16 protein-coding genes and 2 pseudogenes are annotated in these 16931 nt (G+C 38.6%); 1 reads left to right on the plus strand and 17 read right to left on the minus strand.

The window, feature by feature from the left end; all coding sequences use genetic code 11:
• Nucleotides 1-234: 234 nt before the first annotated feature.
• The 14 genes and pseudogenes from ACED29_RS05465 to ACED29_RS05530 form a co-directional block, all read right to left on the minus strand.
• Nucleotides 235-384 carry a hypothetical protein gene (locus ACED29_RS05465; protein WP_371697215.1) on the minus strand — a complete coding sequence of 50 codons (150 nt, stop codon included), beginning with the start codon at nucleotides 382-384 and terminating at the stop codon, nucleotides 235-237.
• Between the two features lie 63 nt (nucleotides 385-447).
• Nucleotides 448-765, minus strand: coding sequence for a hypothetical protein (locus tag ACED29_RS05470; protein ID WP_371697216.1), 318 nt, complete (start codon nucleotides 763-765; stop codon nucleotides 448-450).
• Nucleotides 766-803: 38 nt separating this feature from the next.
• On the minus strand, nucleotides 804-1892 hold the full coding sequence (locus ACED29_RS05475) for a PoNe immunity protein domain-containing protein (protein WP_371697217.1): 1089 nt from the start codon (nucleotides 1890-1892) through the stop codon (nucleotides 804-806).
• A 4-nt stretch (nucleotides 1893-1896) separates the two neighbouring features.
• Nucleotides 1897-2646, minus strand: coding sequence for a PoNe immunity protein domain-containing protein (locus tag ACED29_RS05480; protein WP_371697218.1), 750 nt, complete (start codon nucleotides 2644-2646; stop codon nucleotides 1897-1899).
• A gap of 11 nt (nucleotides 2647-2657) precedes the next feature.
• Nucleotides 2658-3755 (minus strand): RHS repeat-associated core domain-containing protein, encoded by a 1098-nt coding sequence (locus tag ACED29_RS05485; protein WP_371697219.1) that lies wholly within the window; start codon nucleotides 3753-3755, stop codon nucleotides 2658-2660.
• A 57-nt stretch (nucleotides 3756-3812) separates the two neighbouring features.
• A pseudogene (locus tag ACED29_RS05490) lies at nucleotides 3813-3929 on the minus strand (RHS domain-containing protein); the annotation flags it as partial.
• On the minus strand, nucleotides 3881-4198 hold the full coding sequence (locus ACED29_RS05495) for a hypothetical protein (protein WP_371697220.1): 318 nt from the start codon (nucleotides 4196-4198) through the stop codon (nucleotides 3881-3883). The pseudogene ACED29_RS05490 and the gene ACED29_RS05495, both read right to left, overlap by 49 nt.
• 483 nt (nucleotides 4199-4681) lie before the next feature.
• Nucleotides 4682-5167 carry a DUF6795 domain-containing protein gene (locus ACED29_RS05500; RefSeq protein ID WP_371697221.1) on the minus strand — a complete coding sequence of 162 codons (486 nt, stop codon included), beginning with the start codon at nucleotides 5165-5167 and terminating at the stop codon, nucleotides 4682-4684.
• Nucleotides 5168-5199: 32 nt separating this feature from the next.
• Nucleotides 5200-5850, minus strand: a complete 651-nt coding sequence (locus ACED29_RS05505; RefSeq protein ID WP_371697222.1) for a pentapeptide repeat-containing protein — start codon at nucleotides 5848-5850, stop codon at nucleotides 5200-5202.
• Nucleotides 5843-6643, minus strand: coding sequence for a hypothetical protein (locus ACED29_RS05510; RefSeq protein ID WP_371697223.1), 801 nt, complete (start codon nucleotides 6641-6643; stop codon nucleotides 5843-5845). Before ACED29_RS05510 ends, ACED29_RS05505 begins: the two co-directional genes overlap by 8 nt.
• A gap of 2 nt (nucleotides 6644-6645) precedes the next feature.
• The gene (locus ACED29_RS05515; protein WP_371697224.1) at nucleotides 6646-8166 is read right to left on the minus strand and encodes an RHS repeat domain-containing protein; all 1521 of its coding nucleotides are present in this window, start codon (nucleotides 8164-8166) and stop codon (nucleotides 6646-6648) included.
• 171 nt (nucleotides 8167-8337) lie between these two features.
• Nucleotides 8338-8868: a hypothetical protein gene (locus ACED29_RS05520; protein ID WP_371697225.1), complete on the minus strand. Its 531-nt coding sequence runs from the start codon at nucleotides 8866-8868 to the stop codon at nucleotides 8338-8340.
• 375 nt (nucleotides 8869-9243) lie between these two features.
• Entirely contained in the window at nucleotides 9244-9630 is a 387-nt protein-coding gene (locus ACED29_RS05525; RefSeq protein WP_371697226.1) for a peptidoglycan-binding protein, read from the minus strand.
• 87 nt (nucleotides 9631-9717) lie between these two features.
• Nucleotides 9718-10299 (minus strand): hypothetical protein, encoded by a 582-nt coding sequence (locus ACED29_RS05530; RefSeq protein ID WP_371697227.1) that lies wholly within the window; start codon nucleotides 10297-10299, stop codon nucleotides 9718-9720.
• 72 nt (nucleotides 10300-10371) lie between these two features.
• On the opposite strand from ACED29_RS05530, the pseudogene ACED29_RS05535 reads away from it, so the two are divergent.
• A pseudogene (locus tag ACED29_RS05535) lies at nucleotides 10372-10613 on the plus strand (citrate/2-methylcitrate synthase); the annotation flags it as partial.
• On the opposite strand, the gene ACED29_RS05540 reads toward ACED29_RS05535, so the two are convergent.
• Genes ACED29_RS05540 through ACED29_RS05550 form a run of 3 tightly spaced genes read right to left on the minus strand, consistent with a single transcriptional unit; the run spans nucleotide 10612 to nucleotide 16928 of the window.
• On the minus strand, nucleotides 10612-11448 hold the full coding sequence (locus ACED29_RS05540; RefSeq protein ID WP_371697228.1) for an ADP-ribosylglycohydrolase family protein: 837 nt from the start codon (nucleotides 11446-11448) through the stop codon (nucleotides 10612-10614). The pseudogene ACED29_RS05535 and the gene ACED29_RS05540 sit on opposite strands and share 2 nt — an antisense overlap.
• A gap of 3 nt (nucleotides 11449-11451) precedes the next feature.
• The gene (locus ACED29_RS05545; protein WP_371697229.1) at nucleotides 11452-12153 is read right to left on the minus strand and encodes a hypothetical protein; all 702 of its coding nucleotides are present in this window, start codon (nucleotides 12151-12153) and stop codon (nucleotides 11452-11454) included.
• A complete protein-coding gene (locus tag ACED29_RS05550; protein ID WP_371697230.1) occupies nucleotides 12153-16928 on the minus strand; it encodes an RHS repeat-associated core domain-containing protein in 4776 nt (1591 codons plus the stop codon). Before ACED29_RS05550 ends, ACED29_RS05545 begins: the two co-directional genes overlap by 1 nt.
• Between the last annotated feature and the right edge of the window lie 3 nt (nucleotides 16929-16931).

Raw genomic sequence — 16931 nt, forward strand, 5'->3', positions numbered from 1 at the left:
AACTCAAACAGATCATTTGATGCTATATGTTTCTGTAAGAATCGACGTGAACTCCCATGACAATCACCCCTTAAACGTAAATCGATTGTCACTGCTTTGATTTTACTATTCAACGCAGCCCAATTTGTTAGGCCGTAATCGGTAACGATCTTATTATTATTACAAATCAGTTACATCTAACTCTAACTCTTTACAAATGATTTCAAACAGTTTTAACAGCGCCTGTGCTGATGTTTAAAAGTCAAGTAAATCATTTTCAATAACAAATAATTTTGCCATATTACCTATTTTACCAGCAGCTAATGATATGACACCAGCCTTTATAACTTCGACACCAGCTAGTATCAGGTGATTCTTAATCTGAGTAGCCGTTTTCTCTTTCATATCATAACCACGACCAATTGTTAGACCAGAGCGATTGGAAGGGACATGAAAACTACGACTCCTTCAGCTTCCCTGGGGTAATACACCATTTTCAGGCTTGGTAATTGATATTTTTTTATACCCAGAATACAAACTGTTTACCAAATTTTTAAAGGTTACTTTATTCGCAAAAACGATTCCATCAGACAGTCCAACCTTGGCTATATTTGTCTGGGAATATTCAATTAATGCTACAAAATCTTCATCAACTTTATTGTTTGATAAAATTGGTAGATTAGATTTTCTTGCATAAGCATTTATTAATACTTTTAAAAGATTTACATCTATCTCTTTATTAGCAGCGTTAACTCCAACGCTCGCAGTCATTGAAAGAGAGCTCATAAAAACTCCATTTTTTATTCAATATTTTCACAGAACATTTAATTTTTTAAATTTGAAATTATCCATTTATAAAAAATTAAGCTATCAACTGGCTGTTCCTTATGAGGAGCCACTGCAAAATCATAATTGAGGCAAAATAGTAGTTCATCTCTGGTAAAATGACATTGGTCATGATTTTTAAAGCAACCCCTAACCTGTTCCCATAAATTCATTGCACTATCAAAGTAGTTATCTTGCCATTTCTGCCTAAATTTAGCGGTTGGATTATTTTCAAGAGTGAACACGGACAACTCATGTCGAGTTAACGTTTTTGCATCTGGATAGTATTTACCTATATATGCTGGCACTAAATCTGCAGCAATCATTGGATGAGCAGGGATATCTCTAACATCAAGCAGATTAGCAACTAAAGCATGTTCAAGACTCCAATATCCAATGTAATAATCAGTATATTCAAACTCACAATCGCAATCATGATTATCATACCAATCAGCTTCAGTTAAACTACTGTACCATTGGTTAACGAACTGCGAGAGTAATGCTGGCTGCTCCGAGGTGTCCACACTAAAAGCATCTAGTAAGGGTTGATAAATATCAGGATAGTAAAGAGTATTTGAAACGGCACGATTAGCATCCCCTAAGCGAATAGCAATATTATCTAATAACGCATCTTTCCCCTGCTCCCCTATCTCGGCTAATGCTGATTGAATATGGTCACTCGACGCTTTACAGGCAACAAGCAATGAAAGCCACCATAATGTATAAACATAACGATTAATATTAGGCGAACCACAAGCCTCATCAGCACCTCCTAATAGCTCAAAGTCTATACGATAGAATTGATGCGGCGGAGGTAGTTTATCCAGCATGCGAGTCAACTGTTGGCGGTACGGTAATATGGCGAGGACATAATGCGCAAGTTCATCAACGGAGGTGCCATAAGAGTAATGGGTAATAGCACGCATTATTGCTAGTTGAAAAAGTTGTTGAGCCACATCAACTCGCTCGGTGGGAGAGGTAAAATCTCCATTATCTAATCCATCTTGTGTAAGCAGCATTTCACTCTCAAATTCAGCGACTAACTCTTCGAAATATTGAATATTTCGACGTCTATCCCTAACAGCCATTAACTTACTCTCCATTCCAGTGCACTAAGTCTTTCGGGTAATAAGGATGATTAAGATAAATGGTGTCATCAATATTGTATAGCTTGGTTACCAATGCAGCCTCCCAGCACCGATAACCTATATAAGCATCTGTACTCATCAAGTGATAATCAGGACTTCCCTCTAACTTATACCAAACGTCTAGATAATCTTTTAATAATTCAGGACGCTGCTCAGGTTCACTTTCAATAACATTATAAAGTTTACTAAAGCGCTTTTTAAAAAGTAATTCTTTAGATACTGCACGCTCAACATCACCCATTTCAACTGCAATTTTATCCAATAATGAGTCAAGACCTTGATTAGCAATTAAAGCTAACATATGTAGGTAATACTCCTTACCCATATCCAAACAGTAAGCAAAACTTAGCCATTTCAGGAATTCTTCTAAGTAATCTTCTCGAATTTCTTCCCAACCTATACGCTCAGCTTGTTCATTGTCAGGTAATGCATCAGCATAATTTTTTTGCCATTGACGATACTCTAACGCTTTGAGTAGATCTGGCTTTAGTGATGAGAGTTCATCACCACGTGAATATTTTTGATGTAATAAATATATAGAATCACTGACTAGCCTAAATGAGCCTTTCATTTTTACTTCAATTGAATCAGTATCATCATATTTAATTTCTTCAACATCCTCTGCAATACATTCTTTTTTAAACGCTACACGTTCATCATAATATGCTTTATTTTTTAGTGTATCTCGTAACATGTTTACTTCTCTTATAACTCAAGTGCTTTGCCTGAAATTTTTGCATTTTTATCTAATACTTTTACAAACAGGCTCCCATTTTCTTTATTGCGAATTAGTAATTTTTGTACCTCTCCTTTTTCTTTCTGGAGACCTTTTAAAACTTTTCTTCTCTCGCGTTCGTTTAACCCTGCTTTCTGTAACCGTTTATCGGTAATCCAGCTATCACACATCTGCTTACCGTCCCTAGTTCTCCCCAAACGGGCTTTTCCATATTTAGCTTCGGTAATCACAATATCAGGTTTGGGATTCGGGTTTCCATAAATACCATCTATACCCGTTTGCCCTGGCTCATATTTACCATTAGTGTTGCCTAGTGGTTTGTAGCTCTTTTCAAGCATTAATTGGTGCGCATTATACTCACCCACTGCCGCTTTTTTGTCATTTAAGCGGGGAAACTCAATAACATCATCAATACCTATTCTTTTAGGTTTCGGTTTTTCATTGGTGACAACAATATATCCACCGGATTCTTTACCTAATACTGAACCATTGAACCTAAAATCTGAAAGCACACTTGCATTAGGACTTTGTGCTAATAACTCACCAACAGTGGCTTGTTTAAGCTCAACCCCTTCATCAAAATAACCTTGGCTTTCACGTAACTTAGTAAGCTCTTCAAGATTGGCATGAGAAGCGGCAAATAATGCATAATATGCATCAGGTTTAAACTTATACTCCATCGCTTTAGATATATCAAAATAGGGTGATTCATGAGGTGTCATTGGAGTTTTAAGTAAAGGGCTTTCATATCTGACCAACACGGTCTCTCTAGATATATACTCTACTATCTTCCCCATAGCACCGATTACAGGAATTCCCTCTTTACAACTCAACCCAAACGGATCAACCCAGTTAACTGGATTTGGGGCATATTGATAATGGTTTATGCCACCCACTAATCCAATTGGGTCTTGATGAATAAATCGTGCTTGCCCAGGGCTGTAATACCTAAAGCGGTTATAGTGTAACCCTGATTCGTCATCAAAGTATTGGCCTTGAAAACGGATTGGGTTAGTAATCTTGTCTTGCTGGCCAGCATAATCAACATCAGTATGCTCATTATCCACATGATCAATGCTTTGACCAAACACGTCTTGTTGGCTGCGCCAGACAATTTTAGCGTTTTCATCGGTTAAGCAAATTGGGGTGCCGAGTTGGTCTAGGTGATAATAATATATTTGACCAGCTTTGATTAATGCGACTGGAGTAAAGGTGTCGGTTGATAAATATACCAGCTGTATTTACCTAAGGTGCATTCGCCAATCAGCTGGTGATTATCCCAAATAAAGTCGGTGCGACCAAGTTCGGTGATTTTTGCGCTGCGACGGCCTAAGGCATCATATTCGTATTGCGTCAGCTTGCCATTAACGTTGATTTGCACCAGTTGATTTAAGCCATTAAAGCTGCGCTGTTGTTTATTGCCAGTGCCAATTTGGCTGATTTGGTTGCCACTGGCGTCATAGCGGTAATCGACCCCAGCCATGCTCATTAAGCGGTCGTTGTTTACCACAACTTCATGACTATTTTTACTGGGCCTTACTGTGAGTGTTGAATGCGTTCTGCACGCTCTAAGTCAGCTTTTGGGCTGTTAACAATGGCATCAGCACTGTTATTGTCAGTACGAAGTGAATGGGTAGGATTACCGAATCCATCCCATTGGTATTGTTGCTGAACACTGTTTTTGTTGTCAGTAGGGTTATCCGATACACGAGTATGACTGTCACTGACGAGCTGGCTGATGTTGTTATAGCGAAATTGCTTAACATCGGGCGTGCTTTTGGTTTCAGGCCCTTGGGAGGTTTGAACCTCACTCGTTGCGCCCTGCTCTACTACTTCGCTCTCACAATGAAGTAATTGATGTTGTTTATCGTATTGATAACGTCTTGATGCAAATAGTGCTGACGCGGCTCCATCATGGCGAGCATAAAGAACGAGAACATAGCTATAGTTTGATTACTTTGAGGTTTATGTTTTAATCGTTAAAAGTTAAAAGCTAAAAATTAAAAAAGTCATCGTCATTTCTTTCATAAATATTAAAGTCCTTTTCCCATCTACAAATACTTATGCCATCAAACAGTAAGTTTACATTATTTTTATTTGGAAAGGTAAAAGTCACTTCTTTATTACTTAGGTCACAATTTAGCATTGCTAATTTTTCTTTAAACTCTGGGAACTCTTCAATACCACCGAATTCTGAGTCCCATAAAATATACTGAACACTATCCATAATGATGAATATTTTCTGCATAACAGTATCATTGACGAACATATCACCAGGTTTTTTTGAACTGATACTGACTTTTGGCATAAAAAAACAACCACTCTCGTCCGTTAACGTTTCATCATTGTTTTCAACTTGATGAATATAACTGAGTTCTCTTATCACTTTCGCGCCAACAACAGGTTTCCCGTTTAACAAAACCTGCCCTTTTACTTCTGAGCACATGTGTACGTCGTATGTTTTTAGTAATCCAAACATATCAAGGTTTATCCCCATATAGAAATCAATCGTCACTTAACGTGAGCACTATTTAAATTTATGTCTTTATCAAATTTGGCATATTTAGTAATAGCATTGTCCCAACATACATTCGTCAAATTAGCACCAGTGAAATCACAATGTGTAAAATTGCCATGGCTTAAATTAGCGCCTGTTAAATTGGCTTTTCTAAACATGGTTCCTGTGAAATTTCCGTTCGATAAGTCTGTATTGGATAAATTAGCGTCATCAAAGCAGGCATCAGCTGCTTCAACATGGGACAATACTGCGTCACTTAAATCACTACCAATAAACGTTGAAGCCCACAGGTTGGCGTGGTCAAATTCACATGAGGAGAAGTTAGATCCGTTACAGCTGCTCGCCGATAACTTGGCGTAGCTAAAGTCCGCATTAGGGCTAATAACCTGATATAAAATACAATCAAAAAACGCCGTTTGATTGCAGCTTGCCCCTTCAAAGTTAGCGGCAGTAAAGTCGGCATCTAAAAAGTAAGCTAAATCTAAAATACCACCGCTTAATATAACGCGTTCACCTTTTAGCATTTCAGTCGAGGTTTCACTAATATCGCATTGCGTTAAATCAAGCCCTGAAATATCGATTCCCTTAACATTATCTTGCTCTCTAGAGTTCTCTAGTAGCGCTAACGCAACCTCTTTACACATAATTTAACCCACCAATGGTACAGTTTTCGGCCTTAGTGCACTCTATATCACAATACTCAACGTCAACCTCCATCTCAGCAAACACCTTAGCAGGGCGTAAATGTGCCATGGCGGTTTGCCAATGCTCAATCTGCGCTTGTTCAGTTAACTCCCAAGGTGCTTCTGATAAATCAAGGCGAATGCCGCCCCAAGGTTGAAGCTCTGTTTGCGTTTTTGGTGTGCTCAGCAATAATTCTTGTCCAAACTGCTGAACATAATGCGGGCCTAAATAGGTGCGCATTGCTAATCCTTTAGGACCAACCTTAAAGTAATCGACGGGTGCTAAGTAAGCGGCTTTACCCATCATTTCGATATGTTCGTCTCTTTCGCTTTCCCAGGGCTCATCGGGATAAGGCCTGACAATGTGTACAGAGGCAACATCAGGCTTAAACACCTGTACTAAGCGGTCTGCAAACTCAAATAAGGCAGGATAATGCTTGCTGTTCAGTTTAGGGTCAAACTCAAAATTTATATATTGCTTTGGAGCAACGGATATTTTTCCAACCAACTTAGCGGCTTTAATTCGCTTAAAATAAATATGCGCATAGCTCCCATACTCTACCGTTTTTATTTTATCTAAAATATTATCGCGGCTATAAGGCAACTTCCCTCGCTCTTCTAAGCTCCAGAATTGGGGCGCAAACTCAGGGTAGCTTTCAATTACATCTAACAGTTCAGTGAATAACTTTTTATCATTAAGCGGGTTGGTACCCACCATAGAGAATTTTATACGGAAAGGTTTAAAATCCATCATTATTATCCTTTTACTTTATTCCAACGTTGTTTATCAACATTCCACTTATGGGTAATAGTGTTCTTATCATTATCATAATATAACACCTCACTTTCTGTAATTCCTAACGACGGTCGACAAGGTGGTATGCCATTCTCACAAGGTAAATCAGACGATATTGTCAGCACATGGTCCTTATCAGGGAATGCATCACGTTGTTCTTCCAACTGCTTTGTATTATAAACAACGGGATTACTGTTTTCAGCCGTAAAATGTTTATGTTCGTGCACAATGGTATCGCCCAAACTATCTGGGCGAGTTTTATAATCTAAAGAGTTACCACTGCGTTGTTGTACTTTGCCGCCACTAGCTACTGCATTGTTATTATCAACTAGCGACTCTCCTTTATGCTTTGATAACGCTTCACGAGCTGCTTTTTCATTTTTTAGTCCTTTAGCTCTATTTCGTGATGCAGTATCGTTTGATTTATTCCACTGTTCACGTGTCAAAGGTGGTAAGTCACGGTTGAATCGGCTAGCTGCATTACGTTTAAAGCGTGCATCATCCGCAGTATCTGAAGGTGTGGCGTTATCCGCAGTATCTGATGGTGCCGGGTTATCTATGCTTCCCCTAAAATGCTTTCGTTGTTTATCCGTTAAATTATCACTACCTAGAGCTGACTTATCTTGTAAATTAACCATCTCTTCAGCTGTATTATCGTTAATATGCTTAAGCATTTCTTCCTTTGTATAAGGTGATGCATCCTTTGGTAGCTGAGACAATTTAATTAGTTTTTCTTTTAATTCAGGTGAAATAGCTGAATTTGCATCAAGCGCTGCTTTTACTTTTGCCTGCCCTTCTTTGCACAACAACCCAAACGGATCCACCCAGTTAACTGGATTTGGGGCATATGGATAATGGTTTATCCCGCCCACTAATCCAATAGGGTCTTGATGTATAAATCGTGCTTGCCCAGGGCTGTAGTACCTAAAGCGGTTGTAGTGTAACCCTGATTCGTCATCAAAGTATTGGCCTTGAAAACGGATTGGGTTAGTTATCTTGTCTTGCTTGGCTACATAATCCGCATCTTTACAATCCACGCTTTCAATTGTCTGACCAAACACATCTTGCTGACTGCGCCAGACAATTTTAGCGTTTTCATCGGTTAAGCAAATTGGGGTGCCGAGTTGGTCTAGGTGATAATAATAAACCTGTCCAGCTTTGATTAATGCGACTGGAGTAAAGGTGTCGGGTTGATAAATATACCAGCTATATTCACCTAAAGTGCATTCGCCAATCAGCTGGTGATTATCCCAAATAAAGTCGGTGCGACCGAGTTCGGTGATTTTTGCACTGCGACGGCCTAAGGCATCATATTCGTATTGCGTCAGCTTGCCGTTAACGTTGATTTGCACCAGTTGGTTTAAGCCATTAAAACTGCGCTGTTGTTTATCGCCAGTGCCTACTTGGCTGATTTGGTTGCCACTGGCATCATAACGGTAATCGACCCCAGCCATGCTCATTAAGCGGTCGTTGTTAACCACCACATCATTAAGGTTCTTATTCGGTCTTACTGTTTCAGCTGATTGACTGCTAGCCGTTTCATTAGCGCTAACATGATTACTACTTATATCTTGGGTCTGGAAATACTATTCAATTCAGTAGCCTTATCGGCTGACAGCACAGCAACTGAGATAAATGCCAATGATATTATTTTAACGCTTTTTATGTATACCCGTTAGGTCAAAATCATAGTATGCCAATTGGTTTATTACCTTATTTTTAACTAATTCGGTATTGTTAACTTCAATACTTCCATTGACGATATTGATTTGGCTTAAATTACTACTTAAGGTAAAGTTTGGAAGTTCAATTAAATCAGAGTCTACATATTGGTACCCTTTCAATACCTGAAGCTTGTTCCCCGTATGATATTTAATCAAGGCATACTCAATCTCATCTTTTTTTATCAATGTGATATTTGGCGTGTGTCCCTTCAAACGAGCAGCAATAAATGGAACACCTTCATTATATGCTAAAACATAGGTGTCAAGAGTCGGTAAACAAATGCCCGATTTATCTTCATGTAAAAGTTTAACTTGATCAAATCTTTTTGACTTAACATCATCACTACTAAATTGCACTACTATCGGCTTTATCACTTTTATTTGAATACAATCTGACGCTGCAGCAAAATGGCTAGAGGTCAATAATAAGACTGCAAAAATAGATTTATATAACGTCATTACTTAACCCCATAGGTTTGCCAATTATGAACATACTCTTGAATCGTTCCCTTACCTAACGGCGTATTGTAATAGGATTTCCAATACGCTGCCTGACCATGAAGACATCCTCTGATGGTAACCCTGCTGGAGCCCTTAAATAATGCATTCTTGCCATAGCACATGCATATAGATCATTATCTTTTAGCTCTTGTAATTTGTCATCATTGTTCAACAATTCACTGACTTTCTTTGCAAGCTCAGGTCTGTACGCTAGGTAATTATCCCAAATATCATCGTGTGTGGCTGGTTCTATTTGAAAATAACTTAAAGCAGGCCCGCCACCTAATTGTTGTCGGTATTTTAAACGACCTCTTGGATGGCGGTTCCTAGTAGTCACATTTCTGCTTTTCTGGAGGCTAAACCTATTTTCAAAAGAGCCGGCTTTATTACATTTGACATGAAAAGTTTAGAGTCTTGCATGCCCGCGATCTGAATGCTCTTTACTATCAACATTTCATTTATCTTACGAAGAGTTCGACCATTCGCATCTATTTTGCTATCTGGACGTACCATATTGAGTACTTTACTTTGAAATAACTTAATCGCTGCAACGGTTTTAGCATTTTCAGGCATAGAGCCTAAACGGCCATCAACAATTAATGATTTTGTAGGAGGAATGAGTTTGAGTAATTTATTTAATGCAGTTTGTACTACTTTTACATCGTTTAAATTGTTAACTCCACCCAGCCCGACAGCTTGAGTTATTTTTATTGATGACATCGTATTATCCTTGTCATTGTGAAATTCATACACTTTAGTATTTAGTTCTTCTCACTGCTTAATTTTTGATATAAATGTTAATTGATTTCACAATACTCTAGCCTCTAGGTTGTCAAAAAAACCATCAGGGGCATCTTCTAACTTTACGACAGGCATAGAAGATGAATATTTGAAGGCTGCTGAAGCATCTGAAATAAGCATATTACCTTTAGCGGTTTCCAATAAAATTGCAGCCTCAAACCTATCGACAAATTTTTTATCTTCAACGGGGTTTTTAACAGTAAACACTGTTATCGATATGACTTTTTCATTAATTATTCCACTCCAGTTATCTTTTACTGAGTGTATAGGGTCGTCATATGAAAACTCATCACCAGATCGGCATAAATAAAAATGCTCTTTCACACCGTCTTTTTCATCAAACCAAGTTACAATCGATCTTTTTACATCATTTGACGCAAAACCAATCACATCACCATTATCTAAATGAAAAAATATTTTTTTACCTGAATAGGAAAACATGTCTTCATCTTTTACATCACGCCTTTTTTTATAGCGACTCATACCAAATTCACTATATGGTTTAGTCATATTGATGATACGATGATTCTTTAACGCCTCAACAATTCGATTATCAAGGGTTATTCCTTTAAGTACGCTATCGACCATTTAACACTCCTTTACTCGATAAAACCTCTGAAATCAGCTATAAAATAGGGGCTTTGTAATTTTCTGTTCACCAGCCAAGTATCTACCGTTCGATTAGCTAGTTCTTCAGGCACAAACACATTTGTGGGTATTACTTCGTTGTGGAGCCCTGCTCATTGTGATGCTAACGAAGCTTGCTTAGAAATGTTAGAAGAAATCGGCAGCGTTTCATATTTCTGAGTTTATCGAGTTCGAGAAAGCGAAAGACAAAAAACGATCTATTACGTATAAAAATGTTTGGCCATTGTGTTGATAAGAACTTCGACCCACATGCTATCTAAACTTTATATTTAGTTTTTCTTCAAGTTCATCTAAAAAACAAATACCATATTGGGCTTCATCTAATCCTAAGAATAAATGTGACGGTATATTGCTTTCATATTCATCAAAGCAACAAGCTAAACCAACGGCTATTGATGCAACACTGTCAGTATCTCCGCACAAATCAACACAATTAACTAATAACTCCTTGATATTATCATTGCTCAACAAACAACTGAAAACGGCACTAACAGTATCATATGCAGCAACAGAAACTTCGCCTCTCCAATCAAAATCCCAATCACCATAACCTTCATTTTCCAAATAAAGTCGCAATTCAGATAGTTTTCCTTTTTTTTGAATAGCAAAATAACTCGTTAAAGCAATCGCACAGCTTGATTTAATTGCAATTTCAGTGTTATGTGTTATTTTTGCTTGCATTGCTGCTAGTTTTAAAAGCTGAATTTTATCTTTTAAAAAACCTAATGGAACCGATCTCATTGCGGCACCATTTCTCTCACTATTTGGGATGATTCTTGATAGTAATTCAGTTCCAGACTCAACATTAGTTAAGAGTTCGTAAAATCCTCTAGAATATCCCCTACGTTTATCTCTTTTAAAGCATTCTACAAATTTATTTGCAATAACTTCGACACTATATTCACCATCTGTTAGTAGTAATTCAGCAATGGCAATTGTCATCTGCGTATCATCAGTATACTTTGCAGAGAAACCATAGAGATCATGCGTGCAATAAGTTGATAAGTCATTGTACTTTTTTACTTTCTTTGCTGAGGAAAACTCAAAACCAGCTCCATAAGCATCTGCTATAGCGATTTCTTTCAACATCTATTATTTACCACCTTTTGCAATTATATTTGCAAACATTTCTGAAGTTGGTTTTCCAGTAAATGACTCTTCTAATTTTAACATTGCATTCAATGCTTTAGTAAAATACTCATCTTCACTATATCTTTCAACTTCTTCTTCTGATAGGAAGCACTCTTCAGGCAAAATGCCTAATTCCCAACGTGTTTTGTATAACTGCCTAAATTTACCTCGTAAAAAAGTAACTTTTTGTTCAAACTTCATTTTTTTAAAATTTAAAATTTCTTCATCAAAATATAAATTTGATTTTTCATTAGACTTATTTAATGCTTGATATCTCTCAAATAAAGGCAGAGTAATAGGTGTTTCATAACGAAAACGCTCACATTGATATACTATATTATCTTTATATATAATTTTCTCATCAATTGATTCTGCACCAGTCTCCAAATCGACCTTTATTTCTGATACTAGTAGGTAATCCTCAATATTTTCTTCCTCTATTTTCCCGTTATATGCTCTATACCGTTCTTCTTTACTAACTACTTTCAAGTTAGTTGCATTAAAAAAAAACCACTTTAAATGATTATTTACTACTTCCTGAACCAATATAAGCCCCTGACCCTCTAGTAAAAAAGCATCTATAACAACACCACCATCATTTGATGAAAAGTCATTTTGATTGATATTGTGTATATCTAAACTAACATTGTTTACTTCGACCATTATACAATTCCCTCGAGATGAACCAATGTCACGATCCCGTCACGGTTAGATTTAACTACTACACGATGTCCTGATTGAATTAAATGTTCAGATTTAGCTGGTGATTGTCCGATCTTATCAGCAAAATGTACATCCATTGCCAGAGGAGAAAGGTTTTTTACATTATTTGACTTAAAAACCATAACTTTACCTCCTTCGTATTCAGGGCTTAATTCTTCACTGACCGAAGCAAAAAATGTTTCGTTGATTATTGCCCCTATATGATATTTATCGTCAAACCAACTCGGTAGAGGGGCTTTACCGAGTCCTCGATAAAATGTTCCAGATTCTGAAGGTAATTTATCTAGAGCGTTATTAAGACTATTTACTAAGGTTGTTTCAGCTTTGTTGAGAGTTACACCTTCAAGCATTTTGGGTGCCAATCGGCCTTTCATAAAAAAGTTAGTGGTATAACCCATTATTAAATAAGCATCTTTTAAATTTATTCCGTACCCATTTCTACCAACATAATTTTCAATATGAGTTTTATAATCAACTCCAGTTTTGTGTTCAAGAATATCATAAAGATTCTCAATGTCATTCCTAGTCCTATTGGTTGCCATAGCCACTTCGTCCAAATACGAAATAGGTATCCCTTGATGATTTAATTCAGAGTCAACAATTCCTATACCAATTGGTGTACCATTCTCAATATGTTCAATTAATTCATCAGCCGTATAACTTGTGTTATCTAACCGAGCAATGGCAAAAATTTTCTCTTTTAAGTCATCAGGAATTGTCGGATTAGCGTCTAATGCTGCTTTAACTCTTGCTTGTCCCTCTTTACACAACAGCCCAAACGGATCCACCCAATTCACTGGATTAGGCGCGTACTGATAATGGTTTATCCCGCCCACTAATCCAATTGGGTCTTGATGAATAAATCGAGCTTGCTGAGGACTATAGTACCTAAAACGATTGTAGTGTAACCCTGATTCGTCATCAAAGTATTGGCCTTGAAAACGAATTGGGTTAGTAATCTTGTCTTGCTGGCCAGCATAATCAACATCAGTATGCTCATTATCCGCGTCTTTAATATCTGTATCTTTAAAATCTTTATCTTCAAAATCTACGCTTTCAATTGTTTGGCCAAACACGTCTTGTTGGCTGCGCCAGACAATTTGTGCGTTTTCATCGGTTAAGCAAATCGGTGTGCCGAGTTGGTCTAGGTGATAATAATATATTTGCCCAGCTTTAATCAGTGCAACAGGTGTAAAGGTGTCGGGCTGATAAATATACCAGCTGTACTCACCTAAAGTGCATTCGCCAATCAGCTGGTGATTATCCCAAATAAAGTCGGTTCGACCGAGTTCGGTGATTTTTGCGCTGCGACGACTTAATGCATCATATTCGTATTGGGTCAGCTTGCCATTAACGTTGATTTGCACCAGTTGGTTCAAACCATTAAAACTACGTTGTTGTTTATCGCCCGTACCCACTTGGCTGATTTGGTTGCCACTGGCATCGTAACGGTGATCGACCCCAGCCATGCTCATTAAGCGGTCGTTGTTAACCACCACATCATTAAGGTTTTTAGGCCTTACTGTATCAGCAGATTGACTGCTAGCCGTTTCATTAGCGCTAACATGATTACTACTTATAGTTTGGCTATGAATATCACTAGCACGAATAGCCTGTAATGGGTTACCAAAAGCATCCCATTGATATTGCTGACGAGCATTAGATGCATTGTCAGCAATACTTGGGTTTTCGCCAGACACGCCAGTATGGCTATGACTGATTAACTGGCTGATTTTGTTATAGCTAAACTGTTTAACCTCTGGCTTGTGATTAATATGCTCAGAAGATTGTCCATCCACAGCGCTATCGTTGCCCAGCTTACTTTCGCAGCGTTGTAATTGATGCTGTTTATCGTATTGATAACGTCTCGATTCAAATAATCGAGTCTCATTTTGTGCATGTCGCCATGTCTGCTCAATTAATCTTGAATGGCTATCATACGCATGAGTGAGTTCAAGCTGATTACCCTGGATTGTTTTGTGCAATAAACCTGATGGCAAATAGTGATAATGAGCCAGCTGTACACACGGCTTCGATGAGCCATTGTCTGTAAAGCTAATGCCGCTTAATTGACTGTTTTTATTGTATTGATAGTCAATGTGTTGCCCGTCTGGCAAGGTTAAGCCACTGCGGTTACCTGAGTCATCATATTGATAGTCAAGTTGCCACTGGCTTTGCAATACCCGCTTTATACGCCCTTGTGGGTCAAGGTGTTGCTGCACAGTACGGTGTTGGTTATGGGCACGAGTGATTTGCCCTATAGGATTATATTGATAAAAGTTCTGAGTATTCAGTAGCGCTGATGTGGCACTTGGCTCAAGTTTGACATGGCTACTTTGCTGACAAATTCGCCCCATGGCATCACGTTTGAGCTTAACAAACCGAATATCACTGTCGTTCACGGCAACTAATTTGTCATTTGCGTCATATTGATAATGTTGCTCGCGGCCATCAAAACCAATTAATGTTCTAGGTTGCTCTGTTGGCGTGTATTCAATACGGTATTGCGCCCCGTCACTGCGCTCGATGCGGTTTAAGTTACGTTCTTTATCGTAAAAAAACTTCAGCCAACTGCCATCAGCAAACGTTTGCTGGCGCGGTTGGGCTAAACCGTCATAGTCGATAATGTTTTCAATGTACTCGCTATCGTTACTGAGTTCTTGCTCGCCAGCAACATCAGCCTGTTGGCGCTGGCGAATAACACGTCCGGCATCATCGTACTGATAATAATGACTAATGGCTTCTTCAGGCTTGTCTTGATTATCTTGTGGGTAAGATTTACTTTCGATAATCTGACCTTTATTGTCACGAATAAATTCAGTGACTAAGCCTTGGGGATTAATAGTGGCATTAACACGCCCCAGCCTGTCATGACTAAAACGGGTAAGCGCATCACCGACTTGTGTAGCAAGTAACTCACCGTCGCGGTCCCAATGGTAGCGATGTGTTACACCATTAACATCGATTTTTTGGGTTAACTGCCCAGCATCATTGTATTGATAATGACTTGGACGACCATCGAAACCTATTTCAGACAGTAATCGCCCAGTGGCATCATAATGTCTTTTAGCTGTTCGGCCGATGGCATCTCGGGTGACAATTCTTTGACCTAAACGATTATATTCAAACCGCGTAGTGCCACCATCGGCTTGAATAACAGCCAGTAACTGTCCTTGATGGTTATAGTTATATTGTATTTTGTTATCACAGGCATCAATGGTGGCCACTTTACGACCAACTGCATCATATTGATGACGTATTATGCTCCCATTCGGGTTGTGGTGTTCCGTCAACAGCCCTTGTGTATTGTGAATAAAAGTTTCGCTATGACCTAAAGAGTCAGTACAACGGCTTTTTACGCCGTGAACGAGTTCTGTATATTCAAAATGATAATGATAGATATCATCATCACCCCATTGCTCAATGCACTTGGCTTGGTGATCTTGTCCGTCCCATGCAAAGTGATGGCTAAAGCCAGATGCGCGTGTTCGGCGCTGCAATAAATAAGTGGTACTTTTAGGGTTATATTGATGATCACTGTCAGATGTGATGTCGGCTGACTTGACCTTGACATAACTGTAGCGCTCTACTCGGCCATTAATGTCAGTGGCGGCAATAAGTGCTTGAGCGTCGTCATATTGATAACTGGCTAACAAATTTTGATGAACTTGTTTGTTACCTTGGTTATCTAACATGTACGAAGCCACTTTTAATAAGTTGCTCTGTGCATTATAAAATAACAATACGCCACGTTTTGGGCCTGTGGTTATTTGTGTTAAACGACCTTGATGATCATAATACAGCTGAAAATATTGGCCTTGATGATTACTAATGCTTTCTAATTGCCAAACATCTTTGCCTGCAACCTGTTGCTTTACAAAAGCCCAATGACTGTCATCTGGCTTGATGAGTACTTGACGACCATCGGCTTGATGAACTAACGACCAACCTGTTGAAAGTTGGATGCTGGTCTGCCCACGTTTGACCGAATCAAAAATATGCACTCGGCCTTCATCGTCAGTTAACTCAAACCAATATTTACCAGGTTTTTTAGGCCCTACTTTCGCAGGTGCTTGATATTGATGATCTAGCTGTACACAAAAGTTATGACGCCAGCCGTACCCCATACCAACGTTAGTACCAACTTTACTCGAACGATACAAACGGCGCCATTTTAGCGGCATTAAACCATTAAGCTCAAAATCGACTAACGGTAAAATTTCTTCGCCACTTAGCATCGAAACCGGATCGCTGCGGCACTCTTGTTTATCGATGCTCACTTCCGTCGGAGAATGATTGGTCACAGTACCAGACTGAACTGATGCAGAAGTTTGTTTACCCTTGCTTGCTTTGGGGGATTTTTTATTCGTCGAACTCGCCCCAACGCTAGCGATTTCTGTTGAGGATTGAATCTGTTGTTTGGGCATTTCGAGATAAACTCGGAGTAAATTGCGCCCAATAATGTCACTGAGTTTATGAGTAATATCTCTGGCAGATAAAGTCACGTTTACGCCGGCGTTCATCACCAAACTTCTGGCATGAATTAAAGCATTACGGTCGCGGACTAAATGAGGCGAGATTTCATTAATAATGGTACTAATATTATTATTTTGTTCAAACGTAGATAATTGAAACCCAGCAGGGGTTGACGCGCTGGCAGGCGCGATAACAATGTAACGGTTATGACCTTTAAAATAGAAATTACTGACCGCCATGTT

It is taken from the genome of Shewanella sp. 5S214 (assembly GCF_041439795.1).
Taxonomy (GTDB): domain Bacteria; phylum Pseudomonadota; class Gammaproteobacteria; order Enterobacterales; family Shewanellaceae; genus Shewanella; species Shewanella vesiculosa.